This is a genomic window from Priestia sp. YIM B13489 (genome assembly GCF_042787645.1).
GTDB lineage: Bacteria > Bacillota > Bacilli > Bacillales > Bacillaceae_H > Priestia > Priestia megaterium.
On the sequence record NZ_JBHZOQ010000053.1, the window covers coordinates 3,000,957 to 3,025,500 of the forward strand.

Below are 24,544 nucleotides of genomic sequence, written 5' to 3' on the forward strand. Positions count from 1 at the left end.
ATTATATCGTATTTGCTCGTACTTTTAATCTAAAGTGCCTTATCCATTTATATACCTCCGCTTTGTTGACGAGCTATTAAATGCTCAAAAAAGAAGAAGTATTAATATACTTCTTCCTCTGTATTTTACCCCCAAATATCTTTTAAATTCCAATACGTTAACTCTTTTACGATTACGTTTCCTCCTTCAGTAAATAATTCAATTCCGAGCCTGCTTTCTTTTGGATAAATACGGCTCGTCATGGTCGCTTGGCCTTCGTTTGCAAATACTTCAACGGAAGAACGGTCCACAAATATTCGTAAAGCTAGTGTCTCACCTGCTTGTAGCGCTACTTTCCTCACTCCATCTTCTTTTCCCGAGTGAGTACAGTCAAGCAATAGCTTTTGCTCATTAAGGTTGTAACACATAAGCGTTTCTTCGTTGTTTATTCCACGAATTTTTATTCCTACCGATGAAGCTTGGCAGTCCGCTAAATCAAATACAGCTTGTATCTCTAGCAAGTCTTCATTTACTTCTACTACATAACTGTTAGAAAGAGATTTATTGGTTAGCATATTATACTGAGTTTTCCGAAGTGATGTAAGCTCTTGGACGGGGTTCATTAACACTTTATCCCCTCTTAAAGTTAGTTCTCTCGGAAGCGTTAGCGCACCGCACCATCCATCCTCTTTCGTTGGCATATTAGCTTCCCACATGTCCATCCAGCCAATTGCAATTCGCCGCCCTTTATCATCTAAAAGCGTTTGAACAGCATAAAAATCGTGGCCGTAATCTAATTCAGTAAATGACCCATGATGAAATGTATTGGTTTCATAATTATATTCTCCAACTAAATATCCCGTTTGGAAAAGGTTGTGATAGGAATCACCTTTTGCTTCTATCCCTTGAGGAGAAATCATTAACACATGCTTTCCGTCTAACTCAAAGAAGTCTGGACACTCCCACATGTACCCTAGATCTCCATCGCTTTTAGCAAGGACACCAACATATTCCCATTTTCGTAAATTTGAAGATCGGTATAAGATAACACGGCCCTCTTGTTTCTTTGTTGAGTTTCCTAGAATCATATACCAGAAATCTTCGTGCTTCCATACTTTAGGATCCCGAAAATGATGAGAGCTATCTGCTGGCGGCTCAGCAATAACTGGGTTGGCCTCTGCTTTTTCAAAGGTAATGCCGTCTTTACTAACAGCTATATTTTGGTTTTGAAAAAAAGTATCCAGCTCTTTGTCTATATAATTATGTCCTGTATAAATTAGCGTAAGCTCTCCTTCGTTATCCACGGCACTTCCAGAAAAACATCCATCTTTATCAAATGGATCTCCAGGAGCTAAAGCAATCGGCAAGTGCTGCCAATGAACAAGATCTTTGCTTTTCACATGTCCCCAATGCATCGGTCCCCAGTTCTCGTCATAAGGATGATGTTGATAAAAAACATGATATTCTCCTTTATACTGAACCAACCCATTGGGATCATTAATCCAGTTCGCTGGCGCCATAATATGATACCCTAACCGATATTGATGATTCACCTTTTTCTCTGCTTCATTTAATGAATGTTGAGCTTGCTCGATTTTATTTACCGTTAACATCATCATATCCCCCTATATAATCTGCGTGTTTTCTTGTACATCTTTTCTTATAAATCTATGTTTTTTAGAGTTTAGTAGTGTAAACATTGAAATAACGTTAAATACCAAAACCATACCTCCCATAATTAAATAGGTACGGGAAAAACCTACGCTATCATATAATCCTCCCGCTATGGGTGAAAGAACTGAAGCACCTATTTGTGAAGCGAATTGGAATCCAACCAAATAAAGGATAGAAGATAGGCGCGTGTCAAAGTTAGCTGCCAAATATTTGAAGATGGCAATGAGCATAATAGGAAGTTCTAATGCATGAATAAGCTTCATCGAAGATATTCCAATTGGACCAACAACAAGCCCTGACCCAATAATACGAAATCCCATTAGAAACCCTGCTAAAATTAAACTATTTTTTGCACCGATCTTATTTACAATAAACGGTGCTGCGAACATCATTCCAGCTTCTAAAAATACTTGAAACGAATTTAAGTAGCCAAATACTTGGTTACCTATCGATTCAGTAGGAAACAAAGATGCATAATAGATAGGAAATTGCTGATCATATACCCCATATACGCATGTAACACCAACAACATAAATCATAAAAAACCAAAATTCCTTCAATAAAAATAAACTCCCTACATCTCTTAGCGTGACGGATTCAGCTTTTTCCATTTCATAACTGCTCATTTCTACTTTTACAGAAAAAATAATAGCCACTAGGATAACTGCTGAAACAGATGCCACCCAAAAATTAATGTGAGGATTAATATTAAACAATTGTCCTGCAAAAAACGTAGCTGCAGCCCAGCCTAATGACCCCCACATTCTAGATTTTCCGTACTCAAATTTATATTTTCGGCTGACTTTCTCTATGTATGTTTCAATCGCTCCGATGCCCGCCAAAAACGCTACTCCTAAATATAGGCCTCCAATAATAGCCCCTATCAACACATTGTATTGAAGCAAAGGTCCATAAACAAAAATATAAAATGGTCCTACAAACACTAAAAGACAGCTAATAAAAAATAAAACGTGTTTCTTTAAACCTATCCTGTCAGATATATATCCGTACAAAGGCTGCATACACAAAGCAAAGATAGCGTTTACAGAAAAGATTAAGCCTGTTGCTGATCCGTTCAACTTAATCTCTTGCCCTAACCAGATAGAAAATAAAGAGTAGCTTGACGACCACGTAAAAAAGAAGAAGAAAAAATATGCACTCAGCTTCCAATATAAACTTTTTGAACTTTTCATTTTAGTTACCCCTTTAGCTTAAGATATAAAATCTTTTATCTAACAAAATGAAAGCACTTTCAATTTGATTTTATGTCAACCGGTTTCATATGTCAACCGGTTTCACATTTTATATTTAAAAAAAGATTGTATTAGGTGTAAAAGTGGGCTTTGTGGTATGTTTAAATTGTTTAATAAACCGTTTACAATCCTTACATAGATTTTTATCACTCAAAAGAAAACGTAACGACTGAAAGCTATTTGCTTGATTGCAATTTATTTTAAGGCTTTTACATGTCTGATATATACTATAAAAGCAATGTTTTGGAGAAATTAGGAGGAAACTAGATGAAAGCCAAGATTAGTGATGTAGCAAAAATTGCAGGTGTTTCACCGACTACCGTTTCTCGTGTATTAAATAACCGTGGTTACATAAGCAAAGAAACGCGAGAAAATGTTTATAAAGCAATGAAAGAAATTAATTATTTCCCAAATGATATTGCACGTTCATTATTTAATAAGCGAACAAATTTAATCGGTATGATTGTCCCGCAAACGAGCAACCCTTTTTTCGGAGAGTTAGCCTTTCACATTGAAAGTATATGTGCTTCTCTTAACTACAAAGTACTTCTTTGCAACAGTCTTAATCGAATTGATAAAGAAAAAAAATATGTAGAGATGCTTATCAGAAATCAGGTAGATGGTGTGATTGCCGTCACTTATAATAGAGGTATTTTTGATTCAGAAAGTCAAAGTCTTCCTGTGGTAGCAGTGGATCATTATTTATCAACAGATATTCCTACCGTATCTTCTGATAACTATGCTGGAGGAAAACAAGCCACGGAATTGCTCATTTCAAAAGGTTGTAAGCATATTATTCATATTAACGGCCCCCTTAAACTCGAAACTCCAGCTAACTTAAGAAGGAAAGCTTATGAAAACGTGATGAAAAAATACGAAAAACAGCCTATCACGTATGAAATTTCAAATACCTTCGACCGCAACATCCAGAGAGAAACTATTTCTAAGGTTTTTGAAGAAAATCCGGAAGTAGATGGTATTTTTGCAAGTGATGACTTACTTGCAGCTTTAGTAGTTGCAGAAGCACAAAAAAGAGGAAAAAACATCCCAAGAGATTTAAAAATCGTGGGCTATGACGGAACGGAGGCCAGTCAGACTTTGTTACCTGGTCTAACTACAGTTCAACAGCCCATTGAATCGATTGCTCAAACAGCCATTGATATTTTACTAAAAGAAATTGAAGGAGAATTCAGCAATATACCTCGTGAAATCTGCCTTCCCGTTAAGCTTCTAGAAGGACAAACAACGTAAAAATACATTTTTTATAAAATAAATATCAGTTTGTTGCATATTCTTCTTCCTTTATTCACACCTTAACGTTACAGAAAGGAGTTGAATACAATGGCAAACAACAAAAGCAGCAATAATAATGAATTATTAGTATACGGAGCTGAACAAGCAATCGATCAAATGAAATATGAAATCGCTAGCGAGTTCGGAGTAAATTTAGGAGCTGACACTACTGCACGTGCAAACGGATCAGTAGGCGGCGAAATCACAAAACGTCTTGTACAATTAGCTGAGCAACAACTTGGCGGCGGACGTTTCTAAGACAATTTCATACACACCATGACTTAAGGAAGAATGGATATCCATTCTTCCTTTTCATATATTTACTTTCCATTTTTATATAAAAATTATTATTCTTCCTCCTCTTTACTGACTGATTTTGTTTTTCCTTTCTTTAGTGCAGCGCTGATTCCTAAACAACAGACGGCTGCTATCCATCCGGAGATGAGAAAATAAACGGAAGTATTTGCAAAGAGTGTGCCTATTAAAATAAACAGGCCTCCAAGAATAATAAAAAAGACGTGACCCTCACCATTTCTTTTCACCTTCATCACCTCTCCTTACCTATACAAACGAATGTTCAGATACAAAAGAAACTTCTTGATAAACAAGAAGTTTTCTTCGTGCGTTCCTTTTTTAATAAAAATTAAAGGTGTTTTCTTTTTATTTATTCAACGAAACCCCTCAATATTCTTCTCAATTACATGCTATTCAATAATTTCTGCGGTTTTATACTCTTTCATAAATACATCAATAACATCTCCTGCTTCTTCGTTCTCCTCCTCCATTTGAACGAGTATTTGGTTTTGTGCATTTACCGAAAGGATTCTGACATCCGACATTCGGTTTATATCCAGCTGCAGTTCCAAATCTCTAGCAACTTCATCAGCTTTTAGTGAATCTTTGATAATATATCTGTGGCTTCTCATAACATTCGCTCCTTTACGTTATATGAACGAATATAGTTTATCCAAACTATCAGCGCACAATAACATTTTTCTTGTATCTTTCATTTAAACAAAACAAAAAAACGGCTTTTCTCAGCCGTTTTTTTGTTTTGCTTTTCATTTATGAAAAAGCATAGTTATTTCTTTAGTTGATCGTTCTCTGTATCAGGTATCATGCGCTTATTTATTCCGAATGCGTAAAAACTGATGACAACAAGAGCCAGGAAAATAACCCCTACAATAAGTGAAATACGCGTTTCATCATTAAACCACATGCCTACAAGCACCATAAGTAAAAAAGCAATAGTTATATAGTTTGTTACAGGCGCAAAAGGCATTTTGAAAGGATGACTGTCCATTTCAGCCCCTTTAGCTTTACGGAAACGAATTTGGCTGATAAGAATAATGAACCAAGGAATCATTCCTGGAAGCACGCTAGCGCTGTATACATAAACAAATACATTCGGTGGAGCGATATAGTTTAAAATAACTCCAATTACTAACCCAATCATAACAGCGAGTGTGCTGTAAATCGGAACACCGTTACGAGAAATTTTTGTGAAGAATTTAGGTGCTTGACCGTTTACACCAAGCGTATAAAGCATGCGTCCTGCACTAAAAATTCCGCTGTTACAGCCTGACATCGCTGCTGTAATAACTACAAAGTTAATGATACCTGCAGCTGCTGTAACGCCAACTTTAGCAAATGTAGATACGAACGGACTTCCCAAGGAATCCAACTCATTCCACGGATATACCGTCACGATGACAAAAATTGCTCCAATATAAAAAATTAAAATTCGCCAGATGATGCTTTGAATTGCGCTTGTTAACGTTTTTTTAGGATCCTTTGCTTCACCAGCTGTAATACCAATTAGCTCGACTCCTTGATAAGCTGCAATAACAAGAGATAGAGCAAAGAAAAAGCCTGACCATCCGCCTGCAAAGAAACCGCCGTGTGCCCAAAGGTTTGATAACCCAATTGCGTCTCCGCCATTTCCAAATCCAAAGAAAATCAACCCAAGTCCTGCGATAATCATTAAAATAATTGTTACAATCTTAATCATCGCAAACCAAAATTCAAACTCTCCAAATGATTTTACTGAAATTAAGTTTGCTGTACCTAAAATCAACATGGCGATAATACCAGGCACCCAAGCTGGTAAATGTGGGAACCAATAATGCATATATGCTCCCACCGCTATAATTTCAGACATCCCTACGATTACAAATTGAAACCAGTTGCTCCACGCAGCCATATAACCTGCCAATGGATGAATATATTTGTGGCCAAATGTAGCGAATGAACCTGTGCTTGGTTCCATGTACAGCATTTCGCCCATGGCACGCATAATAAAGAAAATAAACATTCCGCAGATTGCGTAAGCAAGCAATACCGATGGACCTGTCCATTGGATGGTGCTTGCTGATCCCATAAATAATCCAACGCCAATTGTTCCGCCTAGCGCGATCATTTGAATGTGACGGGATTCTAAGCCTCTTTTTAGCTCTTTGTCTGCCATTCCATTTCCTCCTCCTAAACTTGTTATAGCTCTGTTAGGAAAGATACTTTTTGTGTCTGATGGAACAGCTATCGTTTTTAAAACCTTCCATTTTTACCTAGTACCTTTACAACTAAACTACTTTTTCTATTTTTAGCTATCCGACTGTATAATTACTTATTTTATAATAATAAATTTCCCTCAGAAATACAATTGTTTTTTTCAGAAAAACACTCAATTAAACCTTTAACCTTTATTAAATCAATCATTTGAGTGAAATAGTTTTTTATTTCAGTATAATTTAAATTTTATGAACATTCAAAATAAATATAGGCGCAGGGTACGGGAACACTCTATTTCTTAAGGCTAACGAAATGAAACCACTACTTAATCGAAAAAATTCCTTTCTTCTCCTTTTACGTTTCTTCTTTCTCTTCTTAGGGAAAGTATCCATAGAAAATAGAGATGAGGAGGGATTTTTCATGTGGCAAGCTGCGATGTGGGGCGGAATTTCAGGATCAGCTGTCCTTCTTGGTGCTTTGGCAGCAGTTTTTTTGCCTATCGGCAAAAAGATAATTGGTTATATTATGGCTTTTGGGACAGGTGTATTAATCGGAGCATCTACCTATGAGCTGCTTGGAGACTCGGTTCATAACGGCGGGTTAAAAGCTACTTCTCTTGGTTTTCTTGCCGGGGCTGTCGTTTTTACTTTTTTAGACTATCTAATTTCACGTCAAGGAGCGAATAAAAGAAAGAGGTCTACCAAACAAATGGCTGCGAGTAGTTCTGGAATTGCTATATTTATAGGAACCGTAATGGATGCCATCCCAGAGTCCATTATGATTGGGGCTAGCTTAATTGAAAATGCAACCGTTAGCTGGCTTCTTGTTATCGCTATTTTTATAAGTAATATTCCTGAAGGACTGTCCAGTACGACCGGTCTAGTAAAAAGCGGATTCTCTAAAAAGAAAATTTTTTTCCTATGGGCAGCTGTTTTGTTCATTTCAGCTTTTAGCTCATGGACAGGTTTTGTTTTTTTAGACCATGCATCTGAGACACTTATGGCTGCTATTGCTGCTTTTGCCGGCGGTGGTATCATTGCTATGGTAGGTTCTACAATGATGCCAGAGGCCTATGAAGAAGGAGGTTCTATTACGGGATTAATTGCTGCACTTGGATTACTTGCTTCGCTGATATTAGATCATTTTTCTTAATTGTCTTCATACTATTTCTATCGTTTCCAAGTAGAAAGCACAAAGCCTTCTACTTGGAGACGTGTTTCCTTATCACATTATTATGAATGTGTCTTCTTAATAAGTAAAATCGTAGTTTTCTTTTATTTCCCGAGTAAAAGCTTTCCAATCCGTAGCTTCAAATTCTGCATTGCGTGCTTTTAACTCTTTTTCCATTCCTTGAATCTCTTGAACAGCTTCTATAGTTCTTTCACTTCCTGGTCCTACTCTCCAAATTAAGTTTTTGTATTCTTTAATCTTATCCATTAGATAACCCGTCTCTAATTCTTTATATTTAGACATATTAGCTGACTCCTTTTACTTCATTCTTTCTTCTAAGATATCATATTTCTCCTTTATGGATAAGCCTCTCGTCTGACGCTTCTTTAACGCTCAAAGATAGAGAATACAACAATAAAAAAGCAAGCACAAGTGCTTGCTTCCGCCTTATTAAGGCAATGGTTCAACCGCTACGTTCCCTACCGTCACAGCTTCTGTATATGCATTCGTACCGCTTTGGCGTAAGCGAAGATTGGCACTCCCCGCTGCGCTTGGATTTAATTGGACATTCAAAACCTTTTCTCCATTTCCAGCTGCGTCCGTTGTAATTGAAAAATTGCTGCTGTATCCATACGATGACGGCCAGCTTCCATCTGCGTTTTGAACTTTAGCAATTTGAGTTCCTGATCCGTTATATGCACCTAGATTAAACGTGCTGTACGTAGTGTTAGCTGAAAGTCCGCTTACTTTTACGCGTATTTGGAATATGCCGCTCGTTGGTAAAATGGCTTGATGTTCCAACACGTAAGCACTAGCAGCTGGGGGCTGTGTGGTTCCACCTTTATAACCATATGAACCAGATGCAAAAGTTGACGTATCGTACCATTTATAGCCTGCTGTAGGTGCTGACCATGGCTCTGGCTGAGGCTCAGTGGACTGACTTGGCGTTTCCGACGAAAGTAATGCTGTAGCCTGATCTAATTGAAGTCCTGAGACTTGATTTAAAGAGGTATAGCTTTCTTGCTTCGCTAACCAATTGACCATATTTACAAGCAGTGTAGAATCGTCTTGTTCCTTAAATCCGTCATATGTGGTTTTAGAAGATCCTGTATCTTCTCGTTTATATTTTGGTGTAGCATCTTCAACCGGTGAAGAATCCCCAATAAAAGCAGCTTTACCTGTCCCTACTTTTGAAACAGCAGCAAAAGGTCCCTCGGCTCTTCCTCCTCCATTGTACACTCCTTGATCTACAGCATTTGACCATTTTGTCGTTGTCTTAGGAAGATACACAATTCCTTTTGCTTTGTTTGGGTCCGTAATAGCAATCGTAGAACCTGCATGCATAGCAACGGTGGAAACACCTAGCGTAATACCGAATGCCTGAGAAGGAGCTACAATATCATTGGCTGTCACATCACCAATGGCATTATAGCGAAAGCGAACACCAAAGTTACTCGCTAACCAATCAGAGCTTGTTACGTTTTGCATTGCATCGGAGGTTACTTCTTCCGTTGTCATGCCTTTTGCGGGATTTGTCCATGCTCCGCGACGGTATCCGTTAAAAACTTCTGAAGAGTCCCACCGGTTTTTGTTTCGGTCTGCATTGTAATGATCAGCAATAAAAAAGACGCTTCCCCCGTTCTGAACATATTGTAAAAGGGCGGCTTGTTCAGAAGATTTATACGGAATATTCGCTTCTGGCACAACAAACACGCTATAGCCACTGAGGTCATTGTATGTAATCGGCGTAGATTTTCGCAGCTCTTTTACATCAAACCCACTACCTGCCAGTCCTTTCCCAAAATCAGAAAAACCTCCGTCAATAACCCAATCTGCTGTACCCGCAGTTTGACCATGCGTATTATCAAACAAGATTTTTTTACCGTTATTTTCATTTACGACAGAGGCTTTAATTTCTGGTGCAGGGTCAGCAGCGCTTTCTGCTGATGCTGAATGAGTAGTAAAAGGCAGTGAGATAGATAAAGCTGTACACATTGTTAAAACGGCATAACCTACGCGATTATATTTTTTTCGCATATAAAATGCTCCTCTCAAATTTTTGCAAGGCTTGTCTTTTCAAGAGGATTATAGCAGGTTCATTTATGATTTTTTTAAATTTATTGTAAATAATATATATTTTTTCAAAAAAGGTTCTTTATACCTTATATTTGTCGATAGGAGCCCTTTGAAATATGCCCATGATTATATGTAAAATTTGTTAACGATAACGACTTGAATATTCAAGAATACTGCGCAGCATTTGACGTGTACTTTTTGATTCGTTCGCGCGTTCTTTATATTCAAGAGGACGACTAGGAGTTGACATATTTTCTTCTTTATATTGAGAACTTTTGTTTTCTGACACGTTTTTTCACTTCCCTATCTCTATTTTATCAAGAGCAGCTCAAAGCTGCTCTTTTGGTTGTCATTCTTTTATTTGCTAGGACGGCTTACTTTTGCTTTTTGAAGCTCATCTGTATGAATATCGTTTGATAAAATACTTTTATTCACATTATCGACAGCAGCTTCACTGCTGCTGAATCCTTGGTTTTTGCTTTTATTTTGTTTACTCATTCCATCCACCTCCACGTGTAACATCTATATTTTATGGAGTTATAAAAAGAAAATAAGAGGTAGTATTAGGAAAATGACCTTCTTTTCTTTTTGCTTGTATTCCTCCTATTTAAATAAAAATAAAATCTCCATATTTAACAGAATGCACCAGAAATAAATGTTCATACTAAGAGTAGAAATTCTGCATATTCATTTTGAAAATATAGGAGGAAATAAGCGTGAGTACAAATAGCAATACACTATCCATTTTTGCTTTAGGCGGCATTAATGAAATAGGAAAAAATATGTATGCCGTTCAATATGACGATGACATCATTGTGATTGACTGCGGGTCTAAATTTCCTGATGAAAGTTTATTAGGAATTGATTTGATCATACCTGATATTACATACTTACAAGAGAATCGAGAAAAAGTTCGCGCACTGGTTGTGACTCATGGTCATGAAGACCATATTGGAGGTATTCCTTATCTTTTAAAACAGTTAAATCTCCCTATTTATGCAACAAGCCTTACCCTTGGATTAATTGATATTAAACTTCAAGAGCATCAATTATCTGCTGAGACGGAGCTTATTGAAATCAACGAAGAGTCCGAAATTATATTAGGCAATATTCCGCTTTCGTTTTTTAAAACGAATCACAGCATTCCAGATTGTCTCGGCATTGTCTTTCATACCCCTGAAGGAGCTGTTGTGCATACGGGAGATTTTAAGTTTGATTTAACTCCTGTTAACGACCAATATCCAGATCTTCATAAAATGGCGAAAATCGGCAGTGAAGGTGTACTGGCTTTAATATCCGAAAGCACAAATGCTGAACGCCCTGGATTTACGCCTTCAGAAAAGCTAGTTGGCAAACATGTAGAAGAAGCTTTTCGTAAAGCAAAGCGAAAAGTGATTATTTCTACTTTCGCCTCCAACGTTAACCGCGTACAGCAAATTGTAGATGCAGCGATTAAAACGAATAGAAAGCTTGCGCTTCTTGGAAGAAGCATGGTTAACGTTGTATCAGTTGCGTTAGAGAAAGGGTATTTAACTATTCCTGAAGGGATGCTAATTGAACCTTATGAAGTACATTCACTTGCGCCTGAACAAGTCGCTATTCTCTGCACTGGAAGCCAAGGCGAGCCGATGGCCGCTCTATCTAGATTAGCCAGTGGAAATCACCGACAAGTAGAAATTCTTCCTGAAGACACGGTTATTTTATCAGCAGGGCCTATTCCTGGCAATGAACGTAATATCTCTCGTATTGTCGACAGTCTTTTCACACTCGGGGCTCATGTGATTTACGGTTCAGGAAGCGCAACAGGTATGCACGTATCAGGACATGGCTATCAAGAAGAGCTAAAATTAATGGCTACATTGATGAAGCCAAAGTATTTTATCCCCATTCACGGCGAGTTTCGAATGCTTCATCACCACAGCTTATTAGCAGAATCCGTCGGGGTGGAAAAAGAGAACATTTTCATTATAAATAACGGTGATATTGTTGATATCAAGGGCGGAACAGCTGTTCAAACAAGAAAAATCCCTGCAGGCAATGTATATGTAGATGGGTTTGGCATTGGGGATGTTGGAAACGCGGTTTTACGTGACCGCAAACAGCTTTCAGAAGATGGTATGCTGGTTATTGTTATTACTCTGAATAAGGCGGAAGGGAAAATTGTGTCTGGTCCAGATACCATTTCACGAGGATTTGTTTATACAAGAGACTCAGAGCAGTTATTAAAAGATGTTAACCGACAAGTGACTAAAATTGTAAACCAATTACAAAAAGCTCATGTTCACCAATGGAGCATTATGAAAAAAGAAATCAAGACAACGCTTGGCCAATTTTTATATAACCAAACCAAAAGAAGACCTATGATCCTTCCTGTCATTATTGAAGTTTGATTACTCCACTAAAAAACTGCCTTAGTCCCCACTAAGGCAGTTTTTGCTTTATAAATCCGAAGCTTAACCTAAAGTTAGAAGTGGCCTTCTGTAGTTTATGAATAGGCACTGCTTTTATATGTATGGTTAAAAGTGTTAGGTGTATTTCTTCTTTTTTACCCCATTCTATAAGAGAGATATTTCACCGCAAATATCTTGTGAAAGTATCCTATCCTTGAGGTGATTATGATGAATGATAAAAATCATGTAGATCAGCATTCAGAACTATTCCGCCACAACTGGACGAGACCGAAGCGTTCAAAGTCCCAAGTAAATGGACATACAGAGATGTCTCAAACGAACATCATCCTGCGAAGTAATGCAAAAGCTCATCGTTGGTAAGGATACACTTCAACAAAAAAAGACGCGAACGCGTCTTTTTTTGTTATTGGCCGTCTGCCCCGCTTTGAGTTATCTTGCGAATATGACCATCTTCATAATTATTTTCTCGTAGCGCTTTTGCTTTGTCATCTACTACTTGTTTTTGATCTACTTGTGAAGAAGGAGTCTGCTTGTTTTTTGGCATGATCATAACCACCTTTTATTTTTGTAATTGTACAACGTGCATAGTGTCCCTCATAAAGATTAAATATATGTTAGCTAGCGGCTTCTTCTTCTTTCCACTTATGGCGCAATTTCAAAATAACAAGACTTATAACAATTAAAAAGCCTAAGCTTGCAAAGAAACCTGGCCTGCTTGCAGATTCTAACAGCGTACCGCTTACCGCTAGCAGTATTAATAAGAGGCCAACAGCTTGTTTTACTTTATCCCAAACTGTTTGTTTGATTAAGCGATGAAAAGAAATTAAAATAAAGAACCAGTTATAAATCAGCATCAGTCCAGCTGCTGTTGTAATATACTCATAAATTTTCCCGGGCAATAGCAAGGAAAGAACAATAGAAACAACTAATCCCGCTGTTGTTAAAAGTAAAGCCGGTATAGGAAATTGCAGCTTTTTCTTTTTTTGCTTTGAAAACAATGCAGGAGCATCTCCATCTTCTGAAAGAGTGACAATCATCGTTGTTACAGAAAAGAAAGAAGCCGACATTGTTGAAAATCCAGCGATAATCATTGCTCCATTAAAAACATGAGGGAAAAATGGAAGATGGTATGTTTCTAAAGCCGTTATAAATGGACTTTGATTTCCATGAAAATCATGAAATGGCACAATTAAAATAGCTAAACTCAGTGAAGCGATATAAATAATTCCAAGGAGAATAAGCATACTTCTACCTGCTTTCGGTGCGTCTTCTTTTTTTTCCAAACGAACCGTCATGATCCCCATGACTTCGATTCCGCCGAAAGCATAAAAGGCATAAAGCAAAGCGCCCCATAAACCTAAAAACCCGTGGGGAAATACTTCACTTATCGTTCGCGGCATCCCTTGTTTGGCACCTTCGTCTAAAAATCCAAATAAAGCGAGACTAGCTAATACAATAAACATTAAAATGGCAGCCACTTTTGTGACAGCAAATACATTTTCCATTCGTTCAAAGCCTTTTGTTCCTATTAATACAACAGCAATGCCTAAAACAGCGTAAATAGAGGCAAAGACCCACAGTGGAATACCATCAAACCAAAAACGTGTAAAAAGAGATAAAGCAGTGAGCTGACTCCCCATGATCAACATCTCTGAACTCCAGTATACCCATCCGCTGCTAAAGCCTGCCCATCTTCCATAAGCCTTTTTAGCATACGAGCGAAACGAACCTTTTTGAGGATCTTGAGCACTCATTTTAGCAAGAGCGTCAAATACAATAAATGTACATACTGCTGCTAGTAAAAAAGCAATTAATACAGAGGGACCCGTGGCTTTTATTGCAATACTTGATCCTAAAAAATAGCCTGTACCGATGATGCACCCTACTCCGATTAAAGACAGCTGCCACCATTTTAATTTCCCTTCAACCTGACTTCCGCAGCCTATTTTCTTTTTCATACTATCACTCCTTACACCTCGATGTAGTGTGTGATAGTTTGAAAAATTTATGCGCAAAAAGAGGCAGCTTTCTATTATTTTTCAGCAGATAGAAAACGCTTTAAATTCAATTCTGCTTTCTCTCCTTTTAAATAATGAATTGCTGTACAGCTTGCCAGCCGAAATATATACCAAATCCTATTAGAGAAAGGCCGGATATAACGGAAACTGCAGTCAAAAACGTCGCTGCTAAATACCTGCGAAAAGTGCTTGCTAAAGCTGCCATAGCAATATCCCAGCATAAAATCCCTGTAAAAATAGCACAGCTGTATAAAATAAGCTGTTCTGTTTCGTATGTATTAGCTGTTTTGGCTAAAACAGAGCCATAAATACCGAGCCAAAAAAGAATAGTAAGCGGGTTTGTTAATGAAATTAAAAAACCTGAAAAAAAACACTTTACGACCGAATCTCCTTTTGCGTTCCGATGCTGTGTAATTTCCCCTGCGCTCATTAACCCTTCAATACCGGTATAAATTAATACGAAGCATCCAAACGAAAAAAGAAACGTTTTCATAAAATCGCTGCTTAAAAAATGAACGGACCCAAAATAAACTACAAGCATATAAAGAGCGTCAACCGATGTTGCTCCTATCCCTAAGAACCAAGCATGTAAAAAGCCATTTTTGATTCCTTTATCAAGCTGAGCGGCGTTGATAGGACCAATTGGTGCGGCTAACGATAGCCCTAATAACATATAGCTAAAAAAAGCTCCCACATGCATCCCTCCCTGCTTCTGAGGTTTTATAAATTGAACTATGATAAATGTATGCAGCCTGCTTAGCTTGTACTACGTAATTTTTATTTTTTTCTAAATCCGTTTGTATACCTGCGAAAAACCAGCGCATGTTAACTGTAAATACTATACAGAAGGATGAGAGGCATGAATTCATACACTCATATTAAAGAAGCACTACAATTAGCTGAACAAGCTGTTTATCAAGGACAGATGAATTTGAATGGAGCTAATTTTCAAAATGCTCAAATGCATTTGAACATCGTTCAGCAGCAAATTAATGAACAAAAAGAAGCAACGTCTGGCGATAAAGAATTAAGACGAATAGAAGAGCATTTAAGACATTTACGCGAAGCCCAGCAGGCTATTCAGCAAAATTTTTAATGAAAGTAAAAATAGCTCTTTTCTTACTTTTATAAGAAAAAACTAAAAAAGCTCTACGAACTCAGTGAGTTCGTAGAGCTTTTGATCTTCATCTGCAACTTTTAAGACCTGAGTAAAGATTAGAGTTATTTCTTTATTCTTATACATACTTTCCGTAATCCGGACGGGCAATTTTATCAAAGTTTTTAACAAGCTTCAATAAATTAGTTGAAAGCCATTCTCCGGAAACCGGTTTTCCATGTCCGGTCACCGCCACAGACGGATGAAGTGACTGAAGCACTTCAACTGATCTTTTAGCAGATGCCCAGTCCGTAGTTAAATAACGAGGAGGACCGCTAATCTCCAATTCTTGCTCTAGTACATCCAGTAAATATTCTTGCTTAGTGGTAACAAAAGCATCTCCTGCGATAAGTGCAAGATCCTGCTTTCTAAAAAGAGAAATATGTCCTGGAGAATGGCCAGGGGTGTGAATCCATTCCCATTCCGGCATATGAGGTACAGAGCCGTCGGCTGGTAAAGCTTGCACATGAGAGCCTAAATCAATGGCTTCCGTTGGAAATAGTGGAGAAAGCTTTGCCACGAGCCCGCCTTCCACTGTACCATCCGGTGCAGGATAATTTTTTTCACCCGTCACATATGGAAGTTCAAGTGGATGTGCATATACCGGTATGTTCCACTTCTCCACTAGTTCAATAATAGATCCAATATGATCAAAATGTGCATGTGTAAGAATAATTGCTTTTGGTTTTTTTCCTTTTCCAAACCTTTCTTCTGCCTCTTTGATAATCATAGAAGCCGAATTAGCCATTCCCGCATCCACAAGTACAAAACTATTATCTTTATCTGGATTTCCTATAAAACATATGTTAACAATCTGCGTAGTGTAGCTGTAGATATCCGGTGCCACTTCGACTCCTTTTCCACTGGCTATAGAGCTCATGGGAATAAAGCTTTCCGTTGATGAACTTCCGTGCATCTCTCTATCCAATTATAATTCCCTCCTTTAACGTGTCACTTCATATGCGCCATACACGTTTATGCTATCCACCTTTGCTTTCGTTATTCTTTTTTTAACTAGCTCTCTTTTATGTATCCATAAAAAAAGAAAGGAGAAAAACTCCTTTCTTTTTTTTACACCAATTATACTTTTGCCGGAACTTTAACACCCATGATCGCTTTTGGCTCTAAATATTCTTCGATACCAAATGCTCCCCACTCGCGTCCAATACCAGATTGCTTAAATCCACCGAATGGTGCAGCTCTGTCTTGCTCGGCATCGTTAACAATGATTTGACCAGCTCTAATATTTTTAGCAACATAGTCAAGTGTTTCTTGATCTTTTCCGACCGCATAGCCTGCAAGTCCATAAATTGTATCATTCGCAATTTCAAGAGCTTGCTCTAGATCCTTATACGTAATAATAGTTGTTACAGGTCCAAAGATTTCTTCTTGTGCAATAACCATATCATTTGAAACGTCGGTAAAGACTGTCGGTTTAACAAAATATCCTGTCTCTAAGCCGTCTGGTTTACCCGTTCCGCCAGTAAGAAGTGTTGCACCTTCGTCCATTCCTTTTTTAATATAATCCTGTACGCGATCCCACTGTTTTTCTGCTACGAGCGGTCCAGTTACGTTGTCTTTATTTAATGGATCACCAACTGGGAATGATGGTAGAACCTTCTTCACTGCTTCTTCAAATTTTTCTTTCATAGAGGCAGGAATGATAATGCGCGTTGCTGCCGTACATACTTGCCCTGTATTCATTGCAATGTGTGAAACTGCTATTTTAGCCGCTTCTTCTACATCCGCATCCTCTAATACAACTAGCGGTGATTTCCCGCCTAGCTCAAGCGCTACTTTTTTGATTGTTTTAGCCGCGTTTTGCATAATTTTCTCGCCTACAGCACCTGATCCTGTAAATGATACAAAATCAATGTCCGGGTGAGAACTAATACCGTCACCGATTGTGCTTCCTGTTCCGTTTACAAGGTTAAAGGCACCTTTTGGTACACCAGCTTCATCAATGATCTCTGCTAATATCATCGCTGCATACGGTGTAAGTTCTGATGGTTTTAATACCATTGGACTTCCTGCTGCGATAGCTCCTGCAATTTTAGTAGAGGTCTGATTTGTTGGGAAGTTCCATGGTGTAATAAGTCCGCTTACTCCAATAGACTCTTTCACGACCTTGTAGCTTCCATGATCTTTTTCAAATGTGTACTCTTCAAGTGCATTAGCTGCTTCTTTAAAGTGGCTAAGTCCCATTTCATAGTGAACTTCTTCTGAAATCTTTAAAGGAGCGCCAAGCTCTTCAGTCATAACTTCAATAAGCTCCTGTTTACGCTTTTCATATCCTTTTGCAATATTGCGAAGCATTTTAATTCGCTCTTCTTTTGTTGTTCTTGAAAATGTGGGAAGAGCTGCTTTAGCTGCTGCCACGGCTTTATCTAGATCTTCTTTTGTGCCTAAGCTAATTTTGCCAATTGATTTTTCAGTAGCAGGATTGATCACATCTGACGTTTCGTTTCCTGTTGATTCAATCCATTCTCCGTTAATAAAGTGTTTTAAATTTGTACGCATTGATTTGATCTCTCCTTTTAGTTTGTTAATTGTTGAACTATGTCATCTAGTTTTTATCTACCCGCCTGTCTGCTTCTCAAACACCGCTTCTATTATTTTTTGTTTCTTTCACTGTCTTACCACTTTTCCAATCGGCGTTTCGCAGCTGACATTATTTTTCCTCATCGCTTACGCTTCTGCGTGATCTCACTAAATGAAACCTACGTTCACCATAACCACAAAAAAATCCGAACGAGTTTGATTCTCCATCAAGAATCTCGGTTCCTCGTTCGGATCTTCCTTCAACTAAAACACTTTTGTTCCCCTTCTTTTTGTATTAACGTACTTCTTGTAAACGATGTACCGCTCTGCTTTCAATTAACGGTTCTGTTTGCTGTCTGTATTGTTGATAGTGAGGTGTTTCAATGTGAGCTTCAACATCTTCTTGGCTTTTCCATTTCTCATAAAAAACAAATGTGCCTGCTTTGTCTGTATCCTGGTGGAGAGTGTATTGAATACATCCTTTTTCTTCTCTTGATGGTTTAATAACTTTTACTAACTCTGATCGAAGCTCTTCTTCTTTTCCTGGCTTGGCTTGCAAAATGGCGTTAATAATAATTTCTGACATCGTTTTTCCTCATTTCTTTAAAAATATTCTCCATAAAAAGCTTCCCTCTTTTTGAATTTATTACACTGACCATCATATTTTTTGTATGATGATTGATTTCTCTAGTTCAAGACGGCACAACATACATGTTATCCACATCGGTCTTTCTTGATGCTGTTCATAAAAAAGCCTGTAGGCTATAAGCCTACAGGCTTTTTTACATCTTATTTCAATAAGTGTTTCACGACTGCTTTAGCTACACTGATTGTTGACTGAGGATTTTGACCTGTTATTAGGTTGCCATCTGCTTGTACATTATCTGCCCAGTTTGGAGCAGTTACTACATTTGCCCCAAGTTCACGCAGACGTGTTTCCAAAAGAAACGGCATGAAGCGGTCCAATGTTGTTTCACGTTCTTCATCATCTGTAAACGCAGCGACATCCTTTCCTTCGACCAACGGCTTTTCATCTGATAATGTAACACCTACTAAGCCTGCGGGTCCGTGGCATACAGCGGCTACTACTTTGTCTCCTTCGTATAGTTCACGAATTAAAGCGTGGAGCGTTTGATTATCTGGCAGATCAAACATTGTGCCGTGACCGCCTGGTAAGAAAACAGCATCGAATTTAGCACTGTCTGTAATGGTATCAAGTTTTAGGGTATTCTCTAGATGCTTAGCTGTATTTAAGATTTCTTGAGAAGTCTCCCCTTCAAGGCTGCGAGCATCCACCGGCGCTTTTCCTCCTACAGGACTTGCTACAGTAATCGTAAATCCAGCTTTTTCGAACTCTACGTACGCTTCACCAAATTCTGAAAGCCAAAGGCCTGTTGGATGATTTTCTTTCATTTTGTCAGCCGTTGTTACGACCATTAATATATGTTTAGACATAGTAACGTCCTCCTGTAAATAAAGATAGTATTTTCTGTTTCTGCCTTACACACCCTATTGTAAGAGAGGAATTACTATAATACAAATTAGAAAATATCTGCTTATCCATAAATATTTTTATAGATAATGTGTCTTTGTTAATAAAGCACCTGCGAAAAAACAACCGTATATCTGAATTTATTTTTTATACACTCAAAAAAACCGCCCTTTTGAATAAGCGCGGTTTTTTCCAGAAAAGCATAGAATCTATCTTTTATTTTAAAGAGCAGATTGAGCGTTCATTTGTTTCACTTTCTTTTCTCCCGTTCTTTTAAGACTTACCATAAAAATAAACGAAATACAGTACAGCCCCGCCAAGTACGTCATCGCTACTGTCATATCATAGCTTTGCAAAAGATAGCCGACAAGAATGGGTGATAACCCTCCGAGCGCTCGCCCAAAGTTAAAAATGGTGTTCGTTGCAGTGCTGCGAACTTCTACTGAATAGTGGCTGCTGATCAATGCTCCGTATCCCGCGAACATTCCGTTTGAGAAAAATCCGACCACAGCTCCTCCTATAAGCAGCCCTGCACCTCCTTCGGCATACGAGTATAAAAATACCGCACAAGCTGAAGCAAGAAGAAAGATTCCAAAAGTACGTTTCGATCCAAAACGGTCCATAAATTGACCAAATGTTAGCATGCCTATAATCATTCCAACGGCTGTACTGATTGTCCAAAGAGCTGAACTTGAAACAGAGAGGCCTTGTGATTGCTGAAGCATAGACGGAAGCCATATCATAAGTCCGTTATAGCCTGCAATTTGGACTGTAGCCATCACTGCCAGCGAAATAGTCGTCATCGCCGTCCTAGGCGTAGCGAATAATTGACGAAGCTTACCATTATTTTTAACAACCGCTGTTTTCTCTTTTTGAGCTTGTAGCCACTCAGGAGATTCGTTTAAATTTTTTCGTACGATAAAAGCAAAAATGACGGGGATGATTCCCACAAAAAACAGCGCTCTCCATCCGAAAATCGGCAGAATCAGAGAACTTAAAAGCGCCGCAAGGATCACTCCAAATTGTGCGCCAATACTAACATAGGATGAAGCTCGTCCTTGCTTATGTTTCGGCCACGCTTCTGCTACAAGAGCCATACCGATCCCGTACTCTCCTCCAGCCCCAATTCCGGCAATAAATCGCGAAGCATACACTTGTTCAACATTTGCTGCAAAACCTGTTAATGCCGTTCCGACTGCAAATAGAAGAACCGTGTAGGTAAAAACCCGCACCCTTCCAAATTTATCTGCTAAAATTCCGAAGATGACTCCACCTATCAGCATTCCTATATTCGTAATAGAAGAAATAAGTCCACCTGTTGCTAAATCAATGTGAAATTCAGCAATAATCATTGACATAGCAAACGAGATAAACATAATGTCCATCCCTTCTAACGTCAAACCTGCTACTGATGCTACAACTGTCTTGTTACGATAATTCATATTGTTCCACCCTCCAGTGTATTCTTTCCGTATCAACGCTCTTTCTTTTTTGAAGGAATGGATAAATAACATATCTCCATTCTCTTTTGAAGCCTCTCTGGACTTCGTTTAAAAGAGGTAAGTAACACATAAAAGCCCTTTTGTCGCAGAGGGCAAAAGGGCACAGATAGGCATAGAAGCAGTAAATGAGTGATCCGTCCTTTTCGGCCTCTCTGGACCGTCTTAAAGGCAGTTATTATATTAATCATTATGTTAACACGCCGCACAGAACCTTTCAATAAGAAAAATATCTTCTTTAAAGCAGCTATGTACATCTTTCACTTTTTACATACATACTATTTCGTTCATTATTTTTTCAAATATGGTTAAAACCAAAGCCTAATGTATCATGTTCAAAGCCTTTTTTAGGCGCACCTATCGTTCCATACACACAAACGCTAATCCATTCGTCGCTTGATCCTGAAAACTCAATTTTTCCGCGCACGATTGAAAATGTGAGTCCGACCGTCCGTAAAATATCACCCAGCTGCAGCGTTCCTCGACTAACTCCTTGAATGGCTTCAAGTATAGCATGATAAAGAGCGTGAACTTCCCGGTACGACTGGGCATTAATAATTTTGTTTGTCTTGGCGCTCGTTTCAATTGCCGCCACGACTTTAGACAGCTCCATCGCTCCGACTTTTCCTACTGTGTAGCTGTATCCTCTCTCATTAATTTCCTTTTCAATACCTTCAGCTAGTTCCGTATTATGTAAAAGAACGAGTAAAGATGTTAATCTTCCCATTGAAAAATCATTAACTTGTTGAAATTTATTGCTCAACTGTAATTCCCTCCCTTCTATCCCCTTATTATTTTAACAGACGGTACCTAAAAAGGTGCTGATTATTCAACGAACGAGCGCTCACTTAAAGGATTAGGAGATCTATGTGTATTGTCCAACACTGTTACGAAGTAGAACTTGCATAAACAAGGAACCCACCTTTTAGTAAGCGCTTACTTTATTTTCAAAGAAGAAATCATTTTTCTCTACTTACGTTAAGACAAGCTGTGATTCAACTTTTAACTTTCCCAGCATCTCTCTCGTCATTTTTTCTAGGTTATATTCTGTTTTAAATCCCCACTCTTCTATCGCACAGCTGGAATCTATATGGTTAGGCCAGCTTTCAGCAATTGCTTGTCGAACAGGATCTACTTGATAATTCAGCACAAATTCCGGAATCGTTTTTCTGATTTCAGTCGCCATTTGTTCTGGATCAAAGCTCATGGCAGAAACGTTAAATGAATTTCGGTGCTTAAGCTTAGAACCGTCTGCTTCCATTAGTTGGATAACAGCATTTAATGCATCAGGCATATACATCATATCCATATATGTTCCTTTTTCAATATAGGACGTATATCGCTTATGCTTAACGGCTTCATAATAAATTTCAACAGCGTAGTCCGTTGTTCCTCCACCTGGAGGCGTTACGTATGAAATTAAACCTGGAAAACGCAGCCCTCGTGTATCTACTCCGAATTTATGGTGGTAGTAATCGCAAAGTAATTCACCCGCTACTTTATTAACACCATACATCGTGGTAGGACGTTGAATTGTATCCTGCGGCGTCCAGTCTTTTGGAGTCGTTGGACCAAATGCACCAATTGAACTTGGAGTGAAAAATTGACACTGCAGCTCGCGTGCTACTTCGAGCGCGTTTACTAATCCGCCCATATTTAGATTCCAAGCTAGAAGCGGTTTTTGCTCGGCTGTCGCTGATAACAGCGCAGCCAAGTGAATAATCGTATCAACTTTATGCTTTTTAGCGATCGTAAATAACGCAGTCTGATCCGTTACATCTAAAATCTCAAATGGACCTGAAGTCACGACATCGCTCGTCGTTTTGCGAATATCGGTGGCAATAATATTTTCTGAACCATATATCTCTCTCATTTTCGTCGTTAACTCAGAACCGATTTGCCCTAAAGAACCCGTTATTAATACTTTTTTCATGTCAATATCCTCCTCGTGTACTGCCTAGATTAAACGTTTAGATTAATTTCATTTCCTTGCCTACTTTTTTGTAGATACGAAGTGCTTCATCTAACATTTCTTTCGTATGAGCAGCCGTCGGCATATTGCGAACGCGTCCTGTCCCTCTTGGAACGGTTGGGAAAACAATTGATTTAGCGTATACCCCTTCTTCTATTAATCTCTCACTAAAAATCTGCGTTTGGTTTTCATCTCCTATGATGCACGGAGTGATAGGTGTTTCACTTTCTCCAATGTTAAAGCCTAGTTCTTTTAGTCCTTGCTTTAAATACCGACTGTTTTCCCACATTTGCTGCTGCAGCTCTGTACTTGTGCTTAGGATTTCAATTGCTTTTATACAGGCAGCAGCCGTGCCTGGTGTAATAGCAGTCGAAAACAAAAACGGACGGCTTCTTACTTTTAACCAGTCGATTAAGTCTTTTTTTCCGGCTACGTACCCACCTACAGCTCCAATCGCTTTTGATAATGTTCCAATCTGGAAGTCTACTTTTTCAGATAAGCCAAAATGTTTGACTGTGCCCATGCCGTTCCCTAATACGCCCGACCCGTGAGCATCATCTACGTATGTGATTAAGTCAAATTCCTCTGCGATTTCTACAATTTCCGGAAGCTTAGCAATGTCTCCATCCATTGAGAATACACCATCGGTAATTACCATTATTTTATTATATAAACCGGATTTTTGTGCTTCGCCCGCTTTTGCACGAAGATCTTCCATATCTGAATGCTTAAAAGGAATAATTTTTGCTTTTGATAGCCGGCATCCGTCAATAATTGAAGCGTGATTCAGCTCATCTGATAAAATCGCATCATGTTTATCCATAACCGCGGAGATGGCTGCCATATTACAGTTAAAGCCAGACTGATAAGCTATAGCTGCTTCTGTATGCTTAAACTCGGCTAGCTTTTCCTCTAGCTTAATGTGAATATCTAGAGTTCCATTAATCGTTCGGACAGCTCCAGCCCCCACTCCGTATTTTTCAGTGGCTTCGTTGCACGCGTTAATAAGCCTCTCGTCTGTAGCAAGACCCAAATAATTGTTGGATGATAAATTAATTAATTGCTTTCCCTCAATTTGAATCACAGGTCCGTTTGGCCCCTCTACCGGATTAATGACATTGTATAATCCTTTATCTTTTAAATCTTCTAAATTATTATTCAAGAATTCTTTTAAACGTCTGCTTGTCATCTTCCATCCCCCTCATTGTTGTTCAACGCCTCTTATAAACTTCTCTTTTCCCCATTAAAAGATTAATCTAAGCACTTACAGTATATGAGTTAAAAATCAAGTGTATTCCTGAGAAAGACAAATGTTTCTTTTGAAAGCGCTTAAAATTCAATACTTATAGAATTCATAATAATAAACAACTAGGTAAATGTCCATACTAAAAAAACAAAAAATAAAAAATTTTCTGCATTGATAAGAATCCTTCTTATTATGAATGAGTTTACGGGAACGTTATCAGACAATATCTTTTTTATTTTCTTTCTTTGATAATTCT

Annotated in this window: 26 protein-coding genes; 6 read left to right on the forward strand and 20 right to left on the reverse strand. The window is 38.3% G+C overall.

Annotation, left to right across the window (positions count from 1 at the left end; all coding sequences use genetic code 11):
• Positions 1-125: 125 nt before the first annotated feature.
• The gene (locus ACFX4W_RS21160; RefSeq protein WP_043979130.1) at positions 126-1,592 is read right to left on the reverse strand and encodes a glycoside hydrolase family 32 protein; all 1,467 of its coding nucleotides are present in this window, start codon (positions 1,590-1,592) and stop codon (positions 126-128) included.
• 12 nt (positions 1,593-1,604) lie between these two features.
• Positions 1,605-2,846 carry an MFS transporter gene (locus ACFX4W_RS21165; protein WP_043979132.1) on the reverse strand — a complete coding sequence of 414 codons (1,242 nt, stop codon included), beginning with the start codon at positions 2,844-2,846 and terminating at the stop codon, positions 1,605-1,607.
• Between the two features lie 327 nt (positions 2,847-3,173).
• Between ACFX4W_RS21165 and ACFX4W_RS21170 the strand changes: the two genes are divergently transcribed.
• Together ACFX4W_RS21170 and ACFX4W_RS21175 are read left to right on the forward strand one after the other, a co-directional pair.
• Positions 3,174-4,157 carry a LacI family DNA-binding transcriptional regulator gene (locus ACFX4W_RS21170; RefSeq protein ID WP_043979135.1) on the forward strand — a complete coding sequence of 328 codons (984 nt, stop codon included), beginning with the start codon at positions 3,174-3,176 and terminating at the stop codon, positions 4,155-4,157.
• Between the two features lie 90 nt (positions 4,158-4,247).
• Positions 4,248-4,457, forward strand: coding sequence for an alpha/beta-type small acid-soluble spore protein (locus ACFX4W_RS21175; protein WP_013058452.1), 210 nt, complete (start codon positions 4,248-4,250; stop codon positions 4,455-4,457).
• An 89-nt stretch (positions 4,458-4,546) separates the two neighbouring features.
• Here ACFX4W_RS21175 and ACFX4W_RS21180 read toward each other — a convergent pair whose 3' ends face one another.
• From ACFX4W_RS21180 to ACFX4W_RS21190, 3 genes are all read right to left on the reverse strand, one after another.
• Positions 4,547-4,747: a hypothetical protein gene (locus ACFX4W_RS21180; RefSeq protein WP_165575332.1), complete on the reverse strand. Its 201-nt coding sequence runs from the start codon at positions 4,745-4,747 to the stop codon at positions 4,547-4,549.
• 156 nt (positions 4,748-4,903) lie between these two features.
• On the reverse strand, positions 4,904-5,125 hold the full coding sequence (locus tag ACFX4W_RS21185) for a hypothetical protein (protein ID WP_043979137.1): 222 nt from the start codon (positions 5,123-5,125) through the stop codon (positions 4,904-4,906).
• Positions 5,126-5,280: 155 nt separating this feature from the next.
• Entirely contained in the window at positions 5,281-6,666 is a 1,386-nt protein-coding gene (locus ACFX4W_RS21190; RefSeq protein WP_043979140.1) for an amino acid permease, read from the reverse strand.
• Positions 6,667-7,127: 461 nt separating this feature from the next.
• Here ACFX4W_RS21190 and ACFX4W_RS21195 point away from each other — a divergent pair, with 461 nt between their 5' ends.
• Positions 7,128-7,859 carry a ZIP family metal transporter gene (locus ACFX4W_RS21195; RefSeq protein WP_043979143.1) on the forward strand — a complete coding sequence of 244 codons (732 nt, stop codon included), beginning with the start codon at positions 7,128-7,130 and terminating at the stop codon, positions 7,857-7,859.
• A 96-nt stretch (positions 7,860-7,955) separates the two neighbouring features.
• Here ACFX4W_RS21195 and ACFX4W_RS21200 read toward each other — a convergent pair whose 3' ends face one another.
• The 4 genes from ACFX4W_RS21200 to ACFX4W_RS21215 form a co-directional block, all read right to left on the reverse strand.
• On the reverse strand, positions 7,956-8,180 hold the full coding sequence (locus ACFX4W_RS21200; protein ID WP_028408120.1) for a hypothetical protein: 225 nt from the start codon (positions 8,178-8,180) through the stop codon (positions 7,956-7,958).
• A 147-nt stretch (positions 8,181-8,327) separates the two neighbouring features.
• Positions 8,328-9,914, reverse strand: coding sequence for a type 1 glutamine amidotransferase family protein (locus tag ACFX4W_RS21205; RefSeq protein WP_162213950.1), 1,587 nt, complete (start codon positions 9,912-9,914; stop codon positions 8,328-8,330).
• Between the two features lie 181 nt (positions 9,915-10,095).
• Positions 10,096-10,242, reverse strand: a complete 147-nt coding sequence (locus ACFX4W_RS21210; RefSeq protein ID WP_157842256.1) for a hypothetical protein — start codon at positions 10,240-10,242, stop codon at positions 10,096-10,098.
• A 68-nt stretch (positions 10,243-10,310) separates the two neighbouring features.
• The gene (locus tag ACFX4W_RS21215; RefSeq protein ID WP_165575335.1) at positions 10,311-10,451 is read right to left on the reverse strand and encodes a hypothetical protein; all 141 of its coding nucleotides are present in this window, start codon (positions 10,449-10,451) and stop codon (positions 10,311-10,313) included.
• A 218-nt stretch (positions 10,452-10,669) separates the two neighbouring features.
• On the opposite strand from ACFX4W_RS21215, the gene ACFX4W_RS21220 reads away from it, so the two are divergent.
• The gene (locus ACFX4W_RS21220; protein WP_043979148.1) at positions 10,670-12,343 is read left to right on the forward strand and encodes a ribonuclease J; all 1,674 of its coding nucleotides are present in this window, start codon (positions 10,670-10,672) and stop codon (positions 12,341-12,343) included.
• Positions 12,344-12,571: 228 nt separating this feature from the next.
• Positions 12,572-12,724 carry a YpzG family protein gene (locus tag ACFX4W_RS21225; RefSeq protein ID WP_014460817.1) on the forward strand — a complete coding sequence of 51 codons (153 nt, stop codon included), beginning with the start codon at positions 12,572-12,574 and terminating at the stop codon, positions 12,722-12,724.
• Positions 12,725-12,767: 43 nt separating this feature from the next.
• Here ACFX4W_RS21225 and ACFX4W_RS21230 read toward each other — a convergent pair whose 3' ends face one another.
• The 3 genes from ACFX4W_RS21230 to ACFX4W_RS21240 form a co-directional block, all read right to left on the reverse strand.
• A complete protein-coding gene (locus ACFX4W_RS21230; protein WP_013082476.1) occupies positions 12,768-12,908 on the reverse strand; it encodes a hypothetical protein in 141 nt (46 codons plus the stop codon).
• A 70-nt stretch (positions 12,909-12,978) separates the two neighbouring features.
• Positions 12,979-14,322: an amino acid permease gene (locus ACFX4W_RS21235; RefSeq protein ID WP_097823860.1), complete on the reverse strand. Its 1,344-nt coding sequence runs from the start codon at positions 14,320-14,322 to the stop codon at positions 12,979-12,981.
• A 127-nt stretch (positions 14,323-14,449) separates the two neighbouring features.
• A complete protein-coding gene (locus ACFX4W_RS21240; RefSeq protein ID WP_280559338.1) occupies positions 14,450-15,076 on the reverse strand; it encodes a LysE family transporter in 627 nt (208 codons plus the stop codon).
• Between the two features lie 165 nt (positions 15,077-15,241).
• On the opposite strand from ACFX4W_RS21240, the gene ACFX4W_RS21245 reads away from it, so the two are divergent.
• Positions 15,242-15,478 (forward strand): hypothetical protein, encoded by a 237-nt coding sequence (locus tag ACFX4W_RS21245; RefSeq protein ID WP_043979151.1) that lies wholly within the window; start codon positions 15,242-15,244, stop codon positions 15,476-15,478.
• A 139-nt stretch (positions 15,479-15,617) separates the two neighbouring features.
• On the opposite strand, the gene ACFX4W_RS21250 is transcribed toward ACFX4W_RS21245, so the two are convergent.
• From ACFX4W_RS21250 to ACFX4W_RS21285, 8 genes are all read right to left on the reverse strand, one after another.
• Positions 15,618-16,466 (reverse strand): MBL fold metallo-hydrolase, encoded by an 849-nt coding sequence (locus ACFX4W_RS21250; RefSeq protein WP_043979152.1) that lies wholly within the window; start codon positions 16,464-16,466, stop codon positions 15,618-15,620.
• A gap of 152 nt (positions 16,467-16,618) precedes the next feature.
• A complete protein-coding gene (locus ACFX4W_RS21255; protein ID WP_043979153.1) occupies positions 16,619-18,058 on the reverse strand; it encodes an aldehyde dehydrogenase family protein in 1,440 nt (479 codons plus the stop codon).
• Positions 18,059-18,374: 316 nt separating this feature from the next.
• Entirely contained in the window at positions 18,375-18,665 is a 291-nt protein-coding gene (locus tag ACFX4W_RS21260) for a putative quinol monooxygenase (RefSeq protein WP_028408112.1), read from the reverse strand.
• Between the two features lie 203 nt (positions 18,666-18,868).
• A complete protein-coding gene (locus ACFX4W_RS21265; protein WP_043979154.1) occupies positions 18,869-19,534 on the reverse strand; it encodes a type 1 glutamine amidotransferase domain-containing protein in 666 nt (221 codons plus the stop codon).
• 258 nt (positions 19,535-19,792) lie between these two features.
• Positions 19,793-21,013, reverse strand: coding sequence for an MFS transporter (locus tag ACFX4W_RS21270; RefSeq protein WP_028408110.1), 1,221 nt, complete (start codon positions 21,011-21,013; stop codon positions 19,793-19,795).
• A 355-nt stretch (positions 21,014-21,368) separates the two neighbouring features.
• Positions 21,369-21,833 carry a histidine utilization transcription antiterminator HutP gene (hutP, locus tag ACFX4W_RS21275; RefSeq protein ID WP_013056267.1) on the reverse strand — a complete coding sequence of 155 codons (465 nt, stop codon included), beginning with the start codon at positions 21,831-21,833 and terminating at the stop codon, positions 21,369-21,371.
• Between the two features lie 210 nt (positions 21,834-22,043).
• Positions 22,044-23,003 (reverse strand): L-threonine 3-dehydrogenase, encoded by a 960-nt coding sequence (locus ACFX4W_RS21280; RefSeq protein WP_043979157.1) that lies wholly within the window; start codon positions 23,001-23,003, stop codon positions 22,044-22,046.
• 37 nt (positions 23,004-23,040) lie between these two features.
• Positions 23,041-24,231 (reverse strand): glycine C-acetyltransferase, encoded by a 1,191-nt coding sequence (locus ACFX4W_RS21285; protein ID WP_043979160.1) that lies wholly within the window; start codon positions 24,229-24,231, stop codon positions 23,041-23,043.
• Positions 24,232-24,544: the final 313 nt, after the last annotated feature.

Coding starts and splice junctions, on each gene's coding strand:
- ACFX4W_RS21215 (WP_165575335.1), bottom strand. CDS start 10,451: ATGAGTAAACAAAATAAAAGCAAAAACCAAGGATTCAGCAGCAGTGAA.
- ACFX4W_RS21230 (WP_013082476.1), bottom strand. CDS start 12,908: ATGCCAAAAAACAAGCAGACTCCTTCTTCACAAGTAGATCAAAAACAA.
- ACFX4W_RS21195 (WP_043979143.1), top strand. CDS start 7,128: ATGTGGCAAGCTGCGATGTGGGGCGGAATTTCAGGATCAGCTGTCCTT.
- ACFX4W_RS21280 (WP_043979157.1), bottom strand. CDS start 23,003: ATGAAAAAAGTATTAATAACGGGTTCTTTAGGGCAAATCGGTTCTGAG.
- ACFX4W_RS21225 (WP_014460817.1), top strand. CDS start 12,572: ATGAATGATAAAAATCATGTAGATCAGCATTCAGAACTATTCCGCCAC.
- ACFX4W_RS21205 (WP_162213950.1), bottom strand. CDS start 9,914: ATGCGAAAAAAATATAATCGCGTAGGTTATGCCGTTTTAACAATGTGT.
- ACFX4W_RS21235 (WP_097823860.1), bottom strand. CDS start 14,322: ATGAAAAAGAAAATAGGCTGCGGAAGTCAGGTTGAAGGGAAATTAAAA.
- ACFX4W_RS21185 (WP_043979137.1), bottom strand. CDS start 5,125: ATGAGAAGCCACAGATATATTATCAAAGATTCACTAAAAGCTGATGAA.
- ACFX4W_RS21200 (WP_028408120.1), bottom strand. CDS start 8,180: ATGTCTAAATATAAAGAATTAGAGACGGGTTATCTAATGGATAAGATT.
- ACFX4W_RS21165 (WP_043979132.1), bottom strand. CDS start 2,846: ATGAAAAGTTCAAAAAGTTTATATTGGAAGCTGAGTGCATATTTTTTC.
- ACFX4W_RS21180 (WP_165575332.1), bottom strand. CDS start 4,747: ATGAAGGTGAAAAGAAATGGTGAGGGTCACGTCTTTTTTATTATTCTT.
- ACFX4W_RS21245 (WP_043979151.1), top strand. CDS start 15,242: ATGAATTCATACACTCATATTAAAGAAGCACTACAATTAGCTGAACAA.
- ACFX4W_RS21265 (WP_043979154.1), bottom strand. CDS start 19,534: ATGTCTAAACATATATTAATGGTCGTAACAACGGCTGACAAAATGAAA.
- ACFX4W_RS21270 (WP_028408110.1), bottom strand. CDS start 21,013: ATGAATTATCGTAACAAGACAGTTGTAGCATCAGTAGCAGGTTTGACG.
- ACFX4W_RS21285 (WP_043979160.1), bottom strand. CDS start 24,231: ATGACAAGCAGACGTTTAAAAGAATTCTTGAATAATAATTTAGAAGAT.
- ACFX4W_RS21175 (WP_013058452.1), top strand. CDS start 4,248: ATGGCAAACAACAAAAGCAGCAATAATAATGAATTATTAGTATACGGA.
- ACFX4W_RS21255 (WP_043979153.1), bottom strand. CDS start 18,058: ATGCGTACAAATTTAAAACACTTTATTAACGGAGAATGGATTGAATCA.
- ACFX4W_RS21190 (WP_043979140.1), bottom strand. CDS start 6,666: ATGGCAGACAAAGAGCTAAAAAGAGGCTTAGAATCCCGTCACATTCAA.
- ACFX4W_RS21160 (WP_043979130.1), bottom strand. CDS start 1,592: ATGTTAACGGTAAATAAAATCGAGCAAGCTCAACATTCATTAAATGAA.
- ACFX4W_RS21260 (WP_028408112.1), bottom strand. CDS start 18,665: ATGTCAGAAATTATTATTAACGCCATTTTGCAAGCCAAGCCAGGAAAA.
- ACFX4W_RS21170 (WP_043979135.1), top strand. CDS start 3,174: ATGAAAGCCAAGATTAGTGATGTAGCAAAAATTGCAGGTGTTTCACCG.